This window comes from Micromonospora globosa (assembly GCF_000717585.1).
Classification (GTDB): domain Bacteria; phylum Actinomycetota; class Actinomycetes; order Mycobacteriales; family Micromonosporaceae; genus Micromonospora; species Micromonospora aurantiaca.
In genome coordinates, this window is record NZ_JNZR01000021.1 from 51,433 (window position 1) to 67,734 (window position 16,302).

General features: G+C 72.5%; 14 protein-coding genes. 8 read left to right on the forward strand and 6 right to left on the reverse strand.

Annotated features, from left to right (window positions below; genetic code table 11):
- Positions 1-68 precede the first annotated feature (68 nt).
- Together IF06_RS0119810 and IF06_RS0119815 are read right to left on the reverse strand one after the other, a co-directional pair.
- The gene (locus IF06_RS0119810; protein ID WP_232236721.1) at positions 69-1,394 is read right to left on the reverse strand and encodes a glycosyltransferase family 4 protein; all 1,326 of its coding nucleotides are present in this window, start codon (positions 1,392-1,394) and stop codon (positions 69-71) included.
- A 127-nt stretch (positions 1,395-1,521) separates the two neighbouring features.
- A complete protein-coding gene (locus IF06_RS0119815; protein WP_013287319.1) occupies positions 1,522-3,465 on the reverse strand; it encodes an amylo-alpha-1,6-glucosidase in 1,944 nt (647 codons plus the stop codon).
- 42 nt (positions 3,466-3,507) lie between these two features.
- Here IF06_RS0119815 and IF06_RS0119820 point away from each other — a divergent pair, with 42 nt between their 5' ends.
- Positions 3,508-6,228 (forward strand): MGH1-like glycoside hydrolase domain-containing protein, encoded by a 2,721-nt coding sequence (locus IF06_RS0119820; protein WP_030272745.1) that lies wholly within the window; start codon positions 3,508-3,510, stop codon positions 6,226-6,228.
- A gap of 101 nt (positions 6,229-6,329) precedes the next feature.
- Here IF06_RS0119820 and IF06_RS0119825 read toward each other — a convergent pair whose 3' ends face one another.
- Positions 6,330-7,655, reverse strand: coding sequence for a hypothetical protein (locus IF06_RS0119825; RefSeq protein ID WP_232236722.1), 1,326 nt, complete (start codon positions 7,653-7,655; stop codon positions 6,330-6,332).
- Between the two features lie 138 nt (positions 7,656-7,793).
- Between IF06_RS0119825 and IF06_RS0119830 the strand changes: the two genes are divergently transcribed.
- From IF06_RS0119830 to IF06_RS0119840, 3 genes are all read left to right on the forward strand, one after another.
- A complete protein-coding gene (locus tag IF06_RS0119830) occupies positions 7,794-8,492 on the forward strand; it encodes an HAD family hydrolase (RefSeq protein ID WP_030272748.1) in 699 nt (232 codons plus the stop codon).
- Between the two features lie 22 nt (positions 8,493-8,514).
- The gene (locus IF06_RS0119835; RefSeq protein ID WP_030272750.1) at positions 8,515-9,300 is read left to right on the forward strand and encodes a DUF4184 family protein; all 786 of its coding nucleotides are present in this window, start codon (positions 8,515-8,517) and stop codon (positions 9,298-9,300) included.
- Positions 9,301-9,689: 389 nt separating this feature from the next.
- Positions 9,690-10,391, forward strand: a complete 702-nt coding sequence (locus IF06_RS0119840) for an AMIN-like domain-containing (lipo)protein (protein WP_013287314.1) — start codon at positions 9,690-9,692, stop codon at positions 10,389-10,391.
- Between the two features lie 38 nt (positions 10,392-10,429).
- On the opposite strand, the gene IF06_RS0119845 is transcribed toward IF06_RS0119840, so the two are convergent.
- The 3 genes from IF06_RS0119845 to IF06_RS0119855 all read right to left on the reverse strand — a co-directional run bounded on the left by IF06_RS0119845 (position 10,430) and on the right by IF06_RS0119855 (position 11,537).
- Positions 10,430-10,711 (reverse strand): SCO0607 family lipoprotein, encoded by a 282-nt coding sequence (locus tag IF06_RS0119845; protein ID WP_225319692.1) that lies wholly within the window; start codon positions 10,709-10,711, stop codon positions 10,430-10,432.
- A 71-nt stretch (positions 10,712-10,782) separates the two neighbouring features.
- Positions 10,783-11,058, reverse strand: a complete 276-nt coding sequence (locus tag IF06_RS0119850) for a hypothetical protein (protein WP_013287312.1) — start codon at positions 11,056-11,058, stop codon at positions 10,783-10,785.
- Between the two features lie 47 nt (positions 11,059-11,105).
- Positions 11,106-11,537 (reverse strand): hypothetical protein, encoded by a 432-nt coding sequence (locus IF06_RS0119855; RefSeq protein WP_013287311.1) that lies wholly within the window; start codon positions 11,535-11,537, stop codon positions 11,106-11,108.
- Between the two features lie 397 nt (positions 11,538-11,934).
- Here IF06_RS0119855 and IF06_RS0119860 point away from each other — a divergent pair, with 397 nt between their 5' ends.
- The 4 genes from IF06_RS0119860 to IF06_RS0119875 are packed head-to-tail and all read left to right on the forward strand — an operon-like array spanning position 11,935 to position 16,272.
- Positions 11,935-13,218, forward strand: a complete 1,284-nt coding sequence (locus tag IF06_RS0119860) for an ABC transporter substrate-binding protein (protein ID WP_030272752.1) — start codon at positions 11,935-11,937, stop codon at positions 13,216-13,218.
- Positions 13,215-14,216: a carbohydrate ABC transporter permease gene (locus IF06_RS0119865; protein WP_013287309.1), complete on the forward strand. Its 1,002-nt coding sequence runs from the start codon at positions 13,215-13,217 to the stop codon at positions 14,214-14,216. Before IF06_RS0119860 ends, IF06_RS0119865 begins: the two co-directional genes overlap by 4 nt.
- A 1-nt stretch (position 14,217) precedes the next feature.
- Complete coding sequence (locus IF06_RS0119870; protein WP_013287308.1) at positions 14,218-15,054, forward strand: carbohydrate ABC transporter permease; 837 nt, start codon at positions 14,218-14,220, stop codon at positions 15,052-15,054.
- A 9-nt stretch (positions 15,055-15,063) separates the two neighbouring features.
- On the forward strand, positions 15,064-16,272 hold the full coding sequence (locus tag IF06_RS0119875) for an ABC transporter ATP-binding protein (protein ID WP_013287307.1): 1,209 nt from the start codon (positions 15,064-15,066) through the stop codon (positions 16,270-16,272).
- The last annotated feature ends 30 nt before the right edge of the window (positions 16,273-16,302 follow it).

A 16,302-nucleotide genomic window follows, 5' to 3' on the forward strand; every position in this document is an offset into this window, starting at 1 on the left:
CGCTGGTCAGTGGTCCACAATAGCCAACGGATCGGACGGTACCTATCGCATGTCAGCGCGTCCTGTTCCTAACTCGCCGCGCCGGCGAGCAGGTTCCCCTCGGGGACGGCGATCGGGGACCGGTCACCGGCCAGCAGGGCGGTGGCCCGGCGGGTCTGGAACGCGTCGTGGTCGCGGCGGGCGGTGGCGTAGGCGGCGGCGGTCCGGGCGGCGATCGCCGACCAGGTGTAGCGCCGGCTGACCATGCTGCGCGCCTTGCGCGCCACCCGCCGGGCGAAGACCTCGTCGCCGAGCAGCCGGTCGACGGCGCCGGCCAGCGCGTCCGGGTCGCCGTGCGGGAACGTCACCCCGGTGACGCCGGGCTCGACGATCTCGGCCAGCCCGCCGGTACGCGCCACAGCGAGCGGCGCTCCGGCCGCAGCCGCCTCCAGCGCGATCATGCCGAACGGCTCGTAGAGGCTGGGGATCACCGTGGCGTCGGTGGCGGCGAGCACCGCGGGAAGCTGGGTGGCGTCCATGAAACCGGCGAACCGGACCGTGTCTCCCACGTGCAGCCGCCGCGCCTGGTCGACCAGCTCGTCGCGGTACGGCCCGTCCCCGGCGATCACCACCCGCAGGCCGGGGTGCCGCTTCGCCAGGTGCGGCACGGCGTGCACGAGGTGCTGCACGCCCTTCTCGTAGACCAGCCGACCGGCGTACCCGACGAGCGGCCCGCCCGCGGCGAAGCGTGCCCGGGCGGAGGCGACCGCGTGCGGCCGCGCCCGCCAGGCCCGGTCGTCGACGCCGTTGGCGACCACGTCGATGCGTCCGGCCGGTACGCCGAACAGCCGGGCCACCTGGTCACGCATGTACCCGGAGCAGGCGATCACCCGGCCGGAGGCGTTGCTCAGCCAGTGCTCGACGCCGTGGATGGTGCGGTTCATCTCCTCCGGCAGCCAGCCCTGGTGCCGGCCCGCCTCGGTGGCGTGGATGGTGGTCACCAGCGGCACGTCCAGGTGCTCGGCCAGCGTGACGGCGGTGTGCGCGACCAGCCAGTCGTGGGCGTGGATCACGTCGTAGGTGCCGGAGGAGGCGGCGCGCAGCGCGGCCCGGGTGAGGGTGTGGTTGAACGCCATCGTCCAGGCCAGCAGCGAATCGGTGGCGAGCGGGAACCGGACCGGATCTTCGGCGGCGCGGACGACGCGGACGCCGTCGGCGTACTCCTCCAGGGGAGCGCCCTCGGCGTGGCGGGTGACGACTGTGACCTCGTGCCCGGCGGCGGCAAGCGCCACTGACAGCGCGTGGACGTGGCGGCCGAGGCCACCGACGAGCACCGGCGGATACTCCCAGGAGAGCAGCAGCAACCGCAGGCGCCGGGCGGGCTGGATGTCGATCACTTCGGCGTCAGCTGACACGCGGCCCCCTTTGAGTTGTGGCGTCCCCACCCCGGCGGCGTCGCCGCGGTGCCGGGTGGGGTCGCCGCCCATCCTGCCGAGGGGTCGATAACCGGCGGCGACGCGCCGGTTGCCGGTCTGTAACGCGTTACCGGCGCATCCGCCGGGCGCGTAGCAGCTCGGCCACCGACCACGCCTGGAACGGGCATCCGGTGGCCGCGTGCGGCGCCGCGCCGTCGGCTGTCTCGCTCACCGAGCCCAGGCCGTCCTCGGCGAGGTGGCCCACGAGCCCCACCAGCAGGTCGTCGGTGGGCAGCCCGGCCCGGCGGTACGCGTCCAGCAGCGGCCCGGTCAGCCACGGCCAGACGGTGCCCTGGTGGTACGCGGAGTCCCGCTCGGCGGGCCCGCCCCGGTGCCGTCCGGTGTAGCCGGGGGAGTCCGGGGCGAGGCTGCGCGGTCCGAGCGGGGTGAACAGCGCCTCGGTGATCCGTCGTAGCGTGGCCTCGTCCGGCTCCAGCGGGGCGTGCGGAAGGGACCAGGCGAGCAGCTGGTTGGGACGCAGCAGGTCGTCGTCGTGGTGCGCGGCCCCGCCGAGCGGGTACGCGGGCGCCGGGGCGTCGACCACGTCGTGCAGCCAGCCGGCCGGGGCGGGGAACCGCTCCCGGAATGCGGTGGTGGCCCGGTGGTGCAGGGCGTGCAGCCCGGCGGCGTCGCGTCCGGCCAGCTCGGTCAGCTCGGCGAGCCCGGCCAGCCCGTTGATCCACAGCGCGTTGACCTCGACCGGCTTGCCGGTACGCGGGGTCACCGGCACCCCGTACACCCGGGCGTCCATCCAGGTGAGCGCCACGTCCGGCGGGCCGCCCTGGGCCAGCAGCCCGTCGGCCGGGTCGACGCCGATGCCGTACCGGGTGCCCGCCACGTGCGCCTCGACCACGCCGTGCAGCGCGGGCAGCAGCTCGTCGCCCAGGTCGGTGTCGCCGGTGACTGTGACGTGGCGGTGGACCGCGTGCAGGAACCACAGCGTCGCGTCGACGGTGTTGTACTCGACCCGGCCGGTGTCGGCCGTGTTCGCCAGCATGCCCTCGTTCAGCGTGGCCGCGTACGCCCGCAGCAGGTCCCGGCCCTCGTCGGCCCGGTTCGTGCACAGGAACAGGCCCTCGTAGGAGATCATCGTGTCCCGCGACCAGGCCCCGAACCAGGGGTAGCCGGCGACCACGTCGGGGCCGGTGGCGGTGCGTACCACGAACGCGTCGGCGGCCAGCGCGAGCGTCGCCTCGACCGCGTCGCCGGGTTCCGCCGCCGCGACCACCGCACGGCTGCGCCGCCGGGCCGCCTCGACCACGGCGGTCGCCGGTGGCGGCTCCTCGGCCAGCTCGTCCGCCCAGGCCAGCACCGACACGGTCGCGCCCGGCTCGTCGAGCGCGCCGGTGAACCGGCCCGCGTACCAGAGGTCCTCGTCCGGGTGCAGGCCGCGCTCGGCCTCGGTCCGGTGGCGCACCCCGTGCCACCACTGCCCCTCCGGGGTCCAGTCCGGCCCGGCCAGGCGGTACGCGCCGTCGATCACCGCGCCGCCGGCCGCCGGTTCCAGCCGGGGCGCCGGGCCGTCGGCGCGCCGCTCGCCGTGCGCGTCGCGCCAGGTGCAGGCCGCGGCCAGGTCCAGCCGCACCGGGCCGCCGGAGATCAGCCGGTGCACCACCGCCACGCAGGAACGGCCGTACGTCATGGCGATCTCCCGCTCGATCACCACGTCGCCGATGCGCCAGCGCCAGCGGGGCACCCCGTCGGCCAGGTCGAAGCGCTCCAGCAGCTCGAAGCCGCGCGGGTCGACCACGCCGGAGGACCACTCGTGCGCGCCGAGGCGGACCTGCCGCCCCGACGGCAGTGTCACCGCCGGGTCGAGGCTCACGAGTCCCACCTTGCGGGACGCCGGCGTGTCACCGGCCACCACGAGCAGCCCGTGATACCGGCGGGTACGCAGTCCGGCGACGGTGCCCATGGCGTACCCGCCGCGCCCGTCCGTGACCAGCCATTCCCGCGCGGCGGCGGCGGACAGCTCGCCGCAGACCCGCGGCCCGAAACGGATGTCGATCAACTTTCCTCCACCGGCAGCGAGGTGTGACATGCCACGGCGACAATGGCCGCTGTGGAGATGTACCCCGGCGGCGTCGAAGATGTGCCAGTGATCACCGACCGGTCGACCTCCGCGTCCCCCGACCCCGAGCGGCACCGGCTCGCCCAGGCCGACGCCGGGGAGCAGGACTGGCGCGCATGGGGCCCCTATCTGTCCGAGCGGGCGTGGGGGACGGTCCGGGAGGACTACAGCGAACACGGCACGGCGTGGGACTACTTCCCCCACGACCACGCGCGGTCCCGAGCGTACCGGTGGAACGAGGACGGCATGGCGGGCGTCTGCGACGACCGGCAGACGTTCTGCTTCGCGCTCGCGCTGTGGAACGGGCGCGACCCGATCCTCAAGGAGCGGATGTTCGGCCTCGGCGGCGACGGCGGCAACCACGGGGAGGACGTCAAGGAGTACTGGTGGTACCTCGACAGCACGCCGACGCACTCCTTCATGCGCTGGCGCTACCACTACCCGCAGGCCGCCTTCCCGTACGACGAGCTGGTCGCGGTGAACGCGCTGCGCGGCCGGGACGACACCGAGTACGAGCTGGTGGACACCGGCATCTTCGACGACGACAGGTACTGGGCGGTGACTGTCGACTACGCCAAGGCGTCGCCGACGGACATGTGCGTGCTGGTCACAGTGGCGAACCGGGGCGACGAGGACGCGACGCTGCACGTGCTGCCGACGCTGTGGTTCCGCAACACCTGGGCGTGGGGCCTGCCGGGCACCGACCGGATGCCGAAGCTGACCGGCGAGGAGGCCGGGGCGCGGGGCGGCGCCCGGCTCGTCGGTGACCACTGGGTGCTCGGCCAGATCCTGCTGGAGGGCGACGGTGACCCGGTGCCGCTGCTGTGCGACAACGAGACCAACGCCGAGCGGCTGTGGGGGCTGCCCGGGCGGTCGGCGTACCCGAAGGACGGCATCAACGACCACGTCGTGGCCGGCGCGGCCACCGTCAACCCGGACCGCACCGGCACCAAGGGCGCGCTGCACTACGTGCTGGACGTACCGGCGGGCGAGCAGCGGCAGATCCGGCTGCGGCTGACCCGTACCGCGCCGCCGCCGGCCGCCGCGCCACCCGCCCCGGCCGACCTGGGCGACGGGTTCGACACCGTGCTCTGGGCGCGCCGGGCCGAGGCGAACCGGTTCTTCGACAGCGTCATCCCGGCCGCCGCCACCGCCGACGAGGCCCTGGTCGCGCGCCAGGCCATCGCCGGGCTCATGTGGGGCAAGCAGTTCTACCACTTCGACGTCGAACGCTGGCTCGCCGGCGACCCCGGCTCCGCGCCCCCGCCGTCCGGCCGCCGGCACGGGCGCAACAGCGCCTGGTGGCACATGAACAGCTTCGACGTGATCTCCATGCCGGACCCGTGGGAGTACCCCTGGTACGCGGCCTGGGACCTGGCTTTCCACTGCGTCACCATCGCCCGGGTCGACCCGGGCTTCGCCAAGGAGCAGATCCTCCTGCTGCTGCGCGAGTGGTACCTGCACCCCAACGGGCAGATCCCGGCGTACGAGTGGGCGTTCGGGGACGTGAACCCGCCGGTGCACGCCTGGGCCGCGCTGAAGGTCTTCGAGATCGACGGCTCCCGGGATCACGAGTTCCTCGCCCGGGTGATGCACAAGCTGCTGCTCAACTTCACCTGGTGGGTCAACCGCAAGGACACCGGCGGCAACAACGTCTTCGAGGGCGGCTTCCTCGGGCTGGACAACGTCGGCCCGTTCGACCGCTCGGCCGCGCTGCCGGTCGCCGGGGTGCTGGAGCAGTCCGACGGCACCGGCTGGATGGCCATGTACGCGCTCAACCTGCTCGACATGGCGATCGTGCTGGCCGAGCACGACCGTGCGTACGTGGACACCGCCACCAAGTTCTTCGAGCACTTCGCGTACATCGCCGCGGCGGCGTACCACCAGGGGCTGTGGGACGCCGAGGACGCGTTCTTCTACGACGTGCTGCGCCTGGCCGACGGGACGAAGGTGCCGCTGAAGGTGCGCTCGGTGGTCGGGCTGCTGCCGCTCGCAGCCGTCACCCGGCTCACCGCCCGGACCATGCGGCGGCTGCCCGAGCTGGGCGCCCGGCTGCGCTGGTTCCTCACCAACCGCCCCGAGTACGCCGAGGTGATCGGCGCCCGCCGGATCGGGCCCGACGGCCGTCAGCAGCGGCTGCTGTCGATGGTCGCCCCGGACCAGGTGGTACGGCTGCTGGCCCGGATGCTCGACACCGACGAGTTCCTCTCCGAGTACGGGCTGCGCACGCTGTCCCGGGCCCACCTGGACAAGCCGTTCACCGTCACGCTCGGCGGGCAGGAGTTCAGCGTCGGCTACGAGCCGGCCGAGTCGACCAGCGGCCTGTTCGGCGGCAACTCCAACTGGCGCGGCCCGATCTGGATGCCGACGAACTTCCTGCTGATCAGCGCGCTGCGCGACTACGCCGCGTTCTTCGGCGACGACCTCCAGGTCGAGTACCCGACCCGGTCCGGCGTGAAGCGCACGCTCGACGAGATCGCCGACGACCTGTCCGCGCGGCTGATCTCGCTGTTCACCCGCGACGGCTGGGGTCGGCGGCCGATCTACGGGGCCGCCCAGCTGTTCCAGACGCACCCGGACTGGCGCGACCTGATCTGCTTCCCGGAGTACTTCCACGGCGACAACGGCGCCGGCCTGGGCGCCTGGCACCAGACCGGGTGGACCGCGCTGGTCGCCGACCTGATCCTCACCTTGCGCCGCTGACGCGGCCGAACCCTCACCTTGCGTCGCTGACGCGGCCGAACCCTCACCTTGCGTCGCTGACGCGCGGGGCGCGACGGGAAGCCCCGCCGAGCCCCGCACGCTCACGGCAGCGGCAGGAACGCCAGCCGGGCGTGGTACTCGCCGGCCACCGTCACCGTGTCGCTGCCGACCCACAGACCCCGGTCGGTGGCGTACAGCTCGCCGGTGCCCACCCCGCGGTCCTTGGTCGGGTTCCAGGGCAGCGCCTTGCCCGTGGTCGGGTGGATCGCCCCGATGCCCGGCCGGGACACCGCGCCCGGGCCGGCCGAGTTGCGGCCCTGCGGGTTGTCCAGCCAGCGCTGGTGCCCGCCGACGTAGACCGCCGTGCCGGTCACCGCCACCGACAGCAGCGTGTCGCCGCCGGTGTAGTTGGCCCAGGTCGGCTGTTTGCCGCCGGTGGCCGTACCGAACTCGAAGCGTGCCGCGGCGTCGCAGAGCGTGCCGGGGAACGCCGCGCCGGTGGTGACCACCGCGAACCAGGTGCCGTCCGGGGAGATGTCCACCCCGCGCAGGTACGACGGCATCGACCGCGCGCACTGCGGCTGGTAGCGGTCGGTGGCCCAGCCGGAGAGCGTGGCGCCCGCGCCGGACAGGTTCGCCACCGCCAGCTGGTGCCGGGCCACCCCCGCCACCGTGCTGAAGTTGCCGGCGAACACCAGCCGGGTGCCGTCGGCGGAGACGTCCAGCGCCTCGACCTTCACCGGCGCGGTGGCGCCGGACGTGGTCTTGCGCGGGCCGGCCAGGTTCAGGTTGACCGACGCGTCGGCCGCCCCGGTGGTGGCGTTCACCGCCGCCAGGGCACGCCGGGTCACCCCGCCGACGGTCTGGAACGCGCCGCCGACGATCAGCCGGTTGCCGACCAGGCGTACGTCGTTCACCTGGTTGTTCAGCGCCGGCGTGGTGAAACCGGCGACCCGGGCGCCGGTGGCCGCGTCGATCCGGGCCAGCCGGGACGCCGCCGTGCCGTTGACAGTGGTGAACGCGCCGCCGATGTAGAGCGAGCGGCCGTCCGGCGCGGCGGCGAGCGCCTTGACCGCGCCGTTGACCTGCGGCCGGAACGTGGTGTCGATCCGGCCGGTGGTCGCGTCCAGCGCCACCAGCCGGGGCATCGCCAGCTGGGCCGACTGGCCGGCGTTGCGCACCTTGGTGAACGTGCCTGCCACGTACACGCGGTTGCCGATCTGGAGGATGCGGTGGACGGTGCCGTCCAGCGCGTGCGGCGTCCAGTCGACCGGGTTGGTGCCGACCACTGTGGTGTGTGAGGCGTTGACGGCCAGCGCCGGGGATCCCGGCAGCGCCGCGCCCGCGACGGCGAGCGTCGCGGCCACCGCGACGGCGGCGCGCCGCCGGCGCCGTCGTCCAGGTGGATGATCGGGTGAGATCGTCATGGCCGAAGCATGCCGTCGGACCAGGGATTCCGCAGTCGGGTAGCCGCCGGTAACGGGCCGCCGACCGGATAATCCGCGTGGCCCGTCCGGCGGTCGGACAGTACGGTGTGCGAGGTCCGCGAGGGGGAGGGGGACGCGATGCCGTCGCGCCGGGACGCCGCCGTGCTGGTCTTCGACGCCGACGACACGCTCTGGGAGAACAACGTCCTGTTCGAGCGCGTCATCGACGACTTCCTCACCTGGCTCGACCACCCCACGCTGGACCGGGCCCGGATCCGCGCGGTGCTCGACGACATCGAGCGCGCGAACGCCGTTGCGCACGGCTACGGCAGCAAGGTCTTCCTGCGCAGCCTCGGCGAGTGCCTGGAGAAGCTGCGCGAGCGTCCGGCCACCGCGCGGGAGCGCACCGAGATCGAGCAGCTCGCCGCGGCGCTGGTCGGGCACCAGGTGGAGCTGATGCCGGGCGTGGCCGAGACGCTCGACGACCTGGCCGGGCGGCACGAGCTGCTGCTGCTGACCAAGGGCGAGCGCGAGGAGCAGCAGCGCAAGCTGGACGCGTGCGGGCTGCTGCACCACTTCCGCGCCGCGCACATCGTGCCGGAGAAGGACGCGGACACCTACCGCTGGCTGGCCCGCGAGCACGCCTTCGACCCGGCCGCCGCCTGGATGATCGGCAACTCGCCGCGCTCGGACATCCTGCCCGCGCGGGCGGCCGGGATGAACGCGGTCTTCATCCCGAACGAGAACACGTGGGTCCTGGAGCACGACGAGCTGGACCCGTCCGACCAGTGGGTGATCCGGCTGGCCGCGTTCCCCGACCTGGTCCACCACTTCTGACCGGGCCGGTAACGTCCGGGACGTGCCGCTGACCTTCCCGTCGCACCTGGCGCCGGTGCTGCCGCTGAAGCTGTGGCGGCCGGGCTGGTTCGACGGGGTGGCGCTGTGCACCGGCGCTGTGGCGCCGGACGTCGCGTACCTGTTCACCGGCACGGCGCCGGCCCAGAACCTGCGCACGCATACGCTCGGCGGCCTGCTCTGGTGGTGCCTGCCGGTCGCTCTCGTGTACGCCTGGGTGGTGCGCCGCGTGATCGCCGGCATTGCGGTGCACCTGCCCGGGCAGCGGTTGTTCGGCTGGCCCTGGTACGCGAGCCTGGCCCGGGTACGCCACCCCTGGCAGGTCACCGTCTGCTCGGTGCTCATCGGCGCGTTCAGCCACGTGGCGTGGGACCGGGTCAGCGACAGCGAGCGGCTGCCCCGGCTGCTGGGGATCGCCGACTTCCACGCCGTGACCGGCGTGTACTGGTACCGGTTCGTGGACGTGGTGGCCGGTCTCGCCGGTGCGCTGCTGGTGGTCGTCCTGGCCGTCTCCGAGGCCCGCCGCGGCGTGCGGACCGGTGGCGTACGCGAACCCGTGCCGGAGGCGAACCCGTTGGTGTTCTGGCGGGTGGCGCTGGCGGTCACCGGGCTCGGCGCGCTGCTGATGCCCGCGCTGCCGGCGGCCGGCGTCCCCGCCCCGGCGGGCGTCCGGGCGCTGCACGTGGCCGCGCTGGCGCTCGTCGCCGGGGCCGTCGCGGCCCGGACCGTCCCGCCGCGACCGGCCGGGCGCAGTCCGCGTCTCGAAGTCGAACAGCGCGAAACCGGCTGACCCCGTTACGCCGACATGCCGCAATTCGGCATAGACATCAATCACAAGCGCGGTCGCCGGTCATCGCTTGTCCGGCCTGCGCGGACGCGCCTAACCTGAGCCGGCGCCCACGTCTCGTCGGGGTGAGACGGGGGCGCACCGGAGTCCGGTGGTAAGAGCACCGTGGAGCTGAGTGCGGGCATACCGGCTCGCCGTGCGGAGCCCGGCGGAAGGCGTCGTGCCACGCCTGCCGCGTTCCCGCGGCGCAGACCGCTACCGAACCGGACGGCCGGGGTCAGGACCGGGGAGTTGCGGACCCGGTCCTGACCCGTCCGGCACCCCTCACCGCCGCCCGGATTGCCGGTGGGACACCTCTGGTGCGCGGGCCGGTCACGGAGCGACACTGAGTCATGACACCTCAGCGCGTACCGCTGCTCGCCGGCCTGGTCGTGCTGTTCGCGGCGGCCTGCACGGCGACCGGCCACGACGGCGCGTCCCCGGCGCCCACCCCGACGGTCGCGGCGGCGTCCGCGCCGGCCGGGACCGATGCGCCGGAAGCCACGCCCACCCCGCCCGTGCCGACCGAGGCCGCGTCGACCGCCGGATCCTGGCGCGTCACCTGGGGCTGGGCGGTGCCCGGCGGCCCCGCCCGGGTGACCCATCGGGTACGGGTGCCGGTCACCCCGCCGCCCGGGGAACCGCTGCCCGTCCTGGTGGCGGTCGACGTCGGCGACCACCCGGCGGAGGGGTTCAGCCGGATCACGTTCGCCTTCCGCGGACCCACACCGTCCTACGAGGTCGCCTACGTGCCGCAGGTGGTGACCGAGGGGCGTGGAGCACCGGTCGCGCTGCCCGGCACGGCGTACCTGTCGGTGCGTTTCGAGCCGGCCCAGGCGCACGACGCCCGCGGCGGCGGTACGGCGGACCTGCCACCGGCGGCCATCCGCTTCCCGACGCTGCGCGGATGGGCCGTGGCCGGCGACTTCGAGGGGCACCTCAGCTTCGGGCTCGGCCTGCGACCGCCCGAGGGCGGCCGGCTGCCGGTGCGGCTGGGGGAGGGCGACCGCCCGGACGGCACGCACGTCGTCTCGGTCGACGTGCGGCGGAGCTGACGCGGCCCGCACCGGCGGGACCGGTGCGGGCCGACGGGTCAGCGGTCGATGATGTTGTTGTTCTCGTCGATGCCGTGGGTACGCCAGTAGACGTCCCACTCGTCGTCGACGTGCTTCGGCACCTTGCCCTCCGGGTAGCGCACGTACGGCGGCGTCGGTTCCTCACCGTCCGGCACGCAGGAGCTGCCGCCCTGCGGGCCGACCGCGATCACCGGGTACTCGTCGCTGCCGCAGATGCTCTGCCGCAGGGAACAACCGGTGGTCGCCATCAGCCCGGCCAGCCCGAGGACGGCAAGAACGACCATGATTCGAGTTCGCACGGGGAGAATTGTCGTCGCCGCGGGCGGCCCCGCCATCGGTACGGGTACTCAATTCTCGTGACGTCGGTGACTCAGGTCAGCTCGCCCCGCACGATCGCCACCGCCACCCGGCAGAACTCGTCCATGTCCGGCTGGAAGCCGGCCGCGATGTCCGGGTGCAGGCCGGAGCGGGTCTCGTCGAGCAACCGACGGCAGACGTCCTCCACCGGCTCGCCCGCGTAGCCGGCGCGGACCCGGTCGGCGGCCGCCTGGAGGGCCGAGGTCAGCTGATCCTCAAGCGGGCCGCGCAGCTTCTGCTGCACAGGGTCGAGCCCGCTCGGATCGAGCGTGACGTGTGGCTCCGACATCGGCACTCCCTTCCTCGGCGTCCGCGGTACCCCACCGCGGACGTCGGTCAAACCATCGTCGGTACGGCCGACACCCGGACCCGATACGAGAAATCCTCCGCCGGCTCCTCGACGTACGACAGCCGGCGGATCTGCCGGTCGTCGGACCAGAGCGCGACGTCGACCAGCACCCCGAGGTGGGCGAGACCGATGCTGGAGACCCGCTTCTTGTCCTGGAGCACCGCGCACACGCCGCCCAGCAGCGTGCTGGCGTCGGAGGTGCGGTGCCCGGGCGGACAGCGCAGGGTCAGGTCCACCTCGACCGGCCCGGTCAGCGGGGTCCACCCGGTGCGCTGGGCCGCCGTGCAGGCGGCCTGAAGCAGGGTGCGGACCCTCGTCGCCTGCCGGTGCCCGGCGGCGAAGATGGACAGGGCCTCGGTCTTGACCGGGGGCAGGCCGCTCACCTCGAACGTCAGGGCGAGAGCGCGGGTGTCCTGCACGACGGCACCTCCTCGGGGGAATCCTGCCCAACCGGGGAACGCGCGCACGGCACTTCCCGTCAGAACCAACCGATCGGGCGGGCGATGGGGGACGGCCGGAGGCGCATCGGCGTCGACGGCGACGCGCCGGCTACGGAGCCAGCCCCACGCTAGTGCAGACCGCTGACGCTGGGTAGCCTCGCCGTTTCACTACGTGGGACGACGTGTCGATCGCCCCGGCCCGGTTCGTGCCGTCGCCGTCACATGTCCGTGATGTTTCGCTCCGTCGCAGGTCGGGCACGTTCAGCCGCACGACACGCCCGGGGCGTCGGGCGATCGGGCCGATGCCCCGGTCGTCTCGCCGTGCACCGGGGCGCGGCTCACTCCCCGGATCTTCGCCGAAGAGAGGGGGAGGGTGATGACGACAGTCCCCGACACGGCCGCACGGCGGCCGGCCGGACGCGCGGCGGCAGCGGCCGCCGCGCTCGCGTTGGTGGCCCCGCTGGCCGCCTGCGGATCCGGCGGCGACGGCGGCGTCCCCACGATCAACCTGTACTACCCGCCGGAGCAGAACCTGCAGAAGGTCGTCGACACCTGCAACACGCAGGCCCAGGGGCGGTACCGGATCGACTACCGGGTGCTGCCGCGCGAGGCCGACGAGCAGCGGGTGCAGATGGTGCGGCGGCTCGCCGCGCAGGACAACGGGATGGACGTGCTCGGCCTGGACGTCACGTGGACCCAGGAGTTCGCCAGCGCGAAGTGGATCCGGGAGTGGACCGGTCAGGACAAGGCCGAGGTCGAGCAGGGCACGCTGGGCGGCCCGCTGGACACCGCCCGGTACGAGGACAAGCTCTACGCCGCGCCCAAGAACACCAACGTGCAGCTGCTGTGGTACCGGTCCGACCTGGTGTCGCAGCCGCCCAAGACCTGGGACGAGATGATCTCGGCCGCCCAGCAGCTCAAGGAGCAGGGCAAGCCGTACCAGGTGCTGACCATGGGCGCCCAGTACGAGGGCCTGGTGGTGCTCTACAACACGCTCGCCGAGAGCGCCGGCGGCAAGATCCTCAGTGACGACGGCAAGAAGGCGGAGATGGACGCCGGCGCGGTACGCGCACTCGACCAGCTCAAGAAGTTCGCCACGTCGGGCGTGACCTCGCCGTCGTTCAGCAACGCGCTGGAGGACCCGGTGCGGCTGGAGTTCCAGTCCGGCAAGGGCGCGTTCCAGGTGAACTGGCCGTTCGTCTATCCGGCGCTCCAGGAGGCCAACCCCGAGCTGGCGAAGAACGTCAAGTGGGCCCGGGTGCCGGGCATCGACCCGGGCACCCCCAGCAAGGTCACCATCGGCGGGGTCAACCTGGCGGTCAGCACCTACTCGAAGCACCCGGAGGAGTCGTTCGAGGCGGCCCGCTGCCTGCGTAACGCCGAGAACCAGAAGTTCTCCGCCGTCAACGACGGCGTGCCGCCCACCATCGAGGCCGTCTACGACGACCCGGAGATGACCGAGGCGTACCCGATGAAGGAGACCATCCTGGAGGAGCTGAAGGAGCCGGCGGTGCGGCCGCTGACCCCGGCGTACCAGAGCATCTCCACGGTGATGTCGGCGATCCTGTCGCCGCCGTCGGCGATCCGGCCCGAGCAGACCGCTGACGAGCTGCGCAAGGCGATCTCCGACGCGCTGGAGTCCAAGGGGGTTCTGCCATGAGCGTGAACGCCACCCCGGCCGGCGCGCAGGCCGCCGCCGAGGCCGAGGCCGAGCAGCCCGGCGGCCGACACGCCGCCGTACCGGAGCAGCGGTCCCGGCGCGGCTCCCGCGCCCCGCTGAGTGACAACAAGCGCGCCGAGCGGCGCCTCGGCCTGCTGCTGTGCGCGCCGGCCGCGCTGGTCATGGTGCTGGTCACCGCGTACCCGATCCTGTACTCGGTCTGGCTGTCGCTGCAGCGCTTCGACCTGCGCTTCCCCGACGAGCGGGAGTTCGTCGGCCTGGAGAACTACGTCACCGTGCTGACGAACGACTTCTGGTGGACCGCGTTCGGGGTGACCGCGCTGATCACGGTGGTCACCGTCGCGGTCGAGCTGGTGCTCGGCATGGGCCTGGCGCTGATCATGCACCGGACGCTCGTCGGCCGCGGCATCGTCCGCACCGCCGCGCTGATCCCGTACGGCATCGTCACAGTGGTCGCGGCCTTCTCCTGGCGGTACGCCTGGACGCCCGGCACCGGCTACCTGGCGAACCTGTTCGACGGCAGCGCCCCGCTGACCGAGCGGGCCAGCTCGCTGGCGATCATCATGCTGGCGGAGATCTGGAAGACCACCCCGTTCATGGCGCTGCTGCTGATGGCCGGGCTGGCGCTGGTGCCGGAGGACCTGCTCAAGGCGGCCTCCACCGACGGCGCGACGGCGTGGCAGCGGTTCACCAAGGTGATGCTGCCGGTGATGAAGCCGGCCATCCTGGTCGCGCTGCTGTTCCGCACGCTCGACGCGTTCCGCGTCTTCGACAACATCTTCGTGCTCACCAACGGCGGCAACGAGACGTCGTCGGTGTCGATGCTCGCCTACAACAACCTGATCCGGGGCCTGAACCTCGGCATCGGCTCCACGATGTCGGTGCTGATCTTCATCACCGTGGCGATCATCGCCTTCGTGTTCGTGAAGCTGTTCGGCACCGCTGCCCCGGGCAGCGACGATGGGGAGAGGCGCTGACATGGCAGTGGAAACCACCACGCGGGCGAAGCTGCGCTGGGGCCTGCTGGACGTCGTGGTCGTCGTCTTCGCGCTGGTCCCCGTGCTCTGGATCGCCTCGCTGTCGTTCAAGACCCCGGCCACGCTCACCGACGGCAAGTTCTGGCCGCGGGAGTGGACGCTCGACAACTACCGGACCATCTTCGACACCGACCAGTTCGTCCGGGCCCTGGTCAACTCCATCGGCATCGCGCTGATCGCCACCGCGATCGCCGTGGTGCTCGGGACGATGGCCGCGTACGCGATCTCCCGGCTCGACTTCCCCGGCAAGAAGCTGCTGGTCGGAGTCTCGCTGCTGATCGCGATGTTCCCGCAGGTGTCGCTGGTGTCGCCGCTGTTCGAGATCGAGCGGCAGCTCGGGTTGTTCGACACCTGGCCCGGACTGATCCTGCCGTACATCACGTTCGCGCTGCCGCTGGCGATCTACACGCTGTCGGCGTTCTTCAAGCAGATCCCGTGGGACCTGGAGAAGGCGGCGAAGATGGACGGCGCCACCCAGGGACAGGCGTTCCGGCGGGTGATCGCCCCGCTGGCCGCGCCCGGCGTGTTCACCACGGCCATCCTGGTCTTCATCTTCTGCTGGAACGACTTCCTGTTCGCGATCACGCTCACCTCGACCGAGCGGTCCCGCACGGTTCCGGTGGCCCTGCAGTTCTTCACCGGCGAGTCGCAGTTCGAGGACCCCACCGGGGCGATCTGCGCCGCCGCCGTGGTGATCACCGTGCCGATCATCCTGTTCGTGCTCTTCTTCCAGCGCCGCATCGTCTCCGGTCTGACCTCCGGCGCAGTCAAGGGATAGGTGGTAGCAATGGCCGACATCGTGCTGGACAAGGTGAGCAAGCGGTTCCCGGACGGGACCACCGCCGTACAGGACGTCGACCTGGAGATCGCCGACGGCGAGTTCGTGATCCTGGTCGGCCCCTCCGGCTGCGGGAAGTCCACCACGCTCAACATGATCGCCGGGCTGGAGGACATCAGCTCCGGTGAGCTGCGCATCGGCGGCGAGCGGGTCAACGACAAGGCGCCCCGGGACCGCGACATCGCGATGGTCTTCCAGTCGTACGCGCTCTACCCGAACATGACCGTGCGGGAGAACATGGCGTTCCCGCTGCGGCTGGCGAAGATGGACAAGGAGACCATCAACCAGAAGGTCGACGAGGCGGCGAAGGTGCTGGAGCTGACCGCGCTGCTGGACCGCAGGCCGGCCAACCTGTCCGGCGGCCAGCGGCAGCGGGTGGCGATGGGACGGGCGATCGTCCGGCAGCCCAAGGCGTTCCTGATGGACGAGCCGCTGTCGAACCTGGACGCCAAGCTGCGGGTGCAGATGCGCACCGTGGTGTCGCGGCTCCAGAAGCAGCTCGGCACCACCACCGTCTACGTCACGCACGACCAGACCGAGGCGATGACGCTCGGCGACCGGGTGGTCATCATGCGGGGCGGGGCGGTGCAGCAGGTCGGGCCGCCGCAGGAGCTGTACGACCACCCGCGCAACCTCTTCGTCGCCGGGTTCATCGGCTCGCCCTCGATGAACTTCGTGCACGCCGTCGTGGAGGACGGCCGGCTGCGGACCGCGCTCGGTGACGTGCCGGTCGGCGACCGGATCCGCCGCGAGCTGGAAGGCGGCGACGCGCCCCGGGAGCTGATCCTGGGCATCCGCCCGGAGCACTTCGAGGACGCGGCGCTGATCGACGACGAGACCCGCCGCCGGGGCATGGAGTTCGAGGCGCCGGTGGACATCGTCGAGTCGATGGGCTCGGACAAGTACGTCTACTTCACCGTCGAGGGGGAGCGGGCCACCGCCGCCGAGCTGGAGGAGCTGGCCGCTGACACGGGTGCGGCGGACTTCGCCGGCGCCGGGTCGAACCTGGTCACCCGGCTGTCGGCGGAGTCGCCGGTACGCGAGGGCGAGTCGCGCCGGGTCTGGTTCAACCTGGAGAAGATCCACCTGTTCGACCCGGGCAGCGGCCGCAACCTGACGCTGCACGAGGGCCGCTCCGCCGGCGCGCTGGCCGACTGATCCGCCCCCGCCCCTCATCGGGCTGAGTGG

Excerpts from the sequence above, each read along its gene's own strand:
- IF06_RS0119840 (WP_013287314.1), top strand. The coding sequence starts at position 9,690 with ATGACACCTCAGCGCGTACCGCTGCTCGCCGGCCTGGTCGTGCTGTTC.
- IF06_RS0119850 (WP_013287312.1), bottom strand. The coding sequence starts at position 11,058 with ATGTCGGAGCCACACGTCACGCTCGATCCGAGCGGGCTCGACCCTGTG.
- IF06_RS0119825 (WP_232236722.1), bottom strand. The coding sequence starts at position 7,655 with ATGACGATCTCACCCGATCATCCACCTGGACGACGGCGCCGGCGGCGC.
- IF06_RS0119870 (WP_013287308.1), top strand. The coding sequence starts at position 14,218 with ATGGCAGTGGAAACCACCACGCGGGCGAAGCTGCGCTGGGGCCTGCTG.
- IF06_RS0119865 (WP_013287309.1), top strand. The coding sequence starts at position 13,215 with ATGAGCGTGAACGCCACCCCGGCCGGCGCGCAGGCCGCCGCCGAGGCC.
- IF06_RS0119860 (WP_030272752.1), top strand. The coding sequence starts at position 11,935 with ATGACGACAGTCCCCGACACGGCCGCACGGCGGCCGGCCGGACGCGCG.
- IF06_RS0119820 (WP_030272745.1), top strand. The coding sequence starts at position 3,508 with ATGGCCGCTGTGGAGATGTACCCCGGCGGCGTCGAAGATGTGCCAGTG.
- IF06_RS0119830 (WP_030272748.1), top strand. The coding sequence starts at position 7,794 with ATGCCGTCGCGCCGGGACGCCGCCGTGCTGGTCTTCGACGCCGACGAC.
- IF06_RS0119875 (WP_013287307.1), top strand. The coding sequence starts at position 15,064 with ATGGCCGACATCGTGCTGGACAAGGTGAGCAAGCGGTTCCCGGACGGG.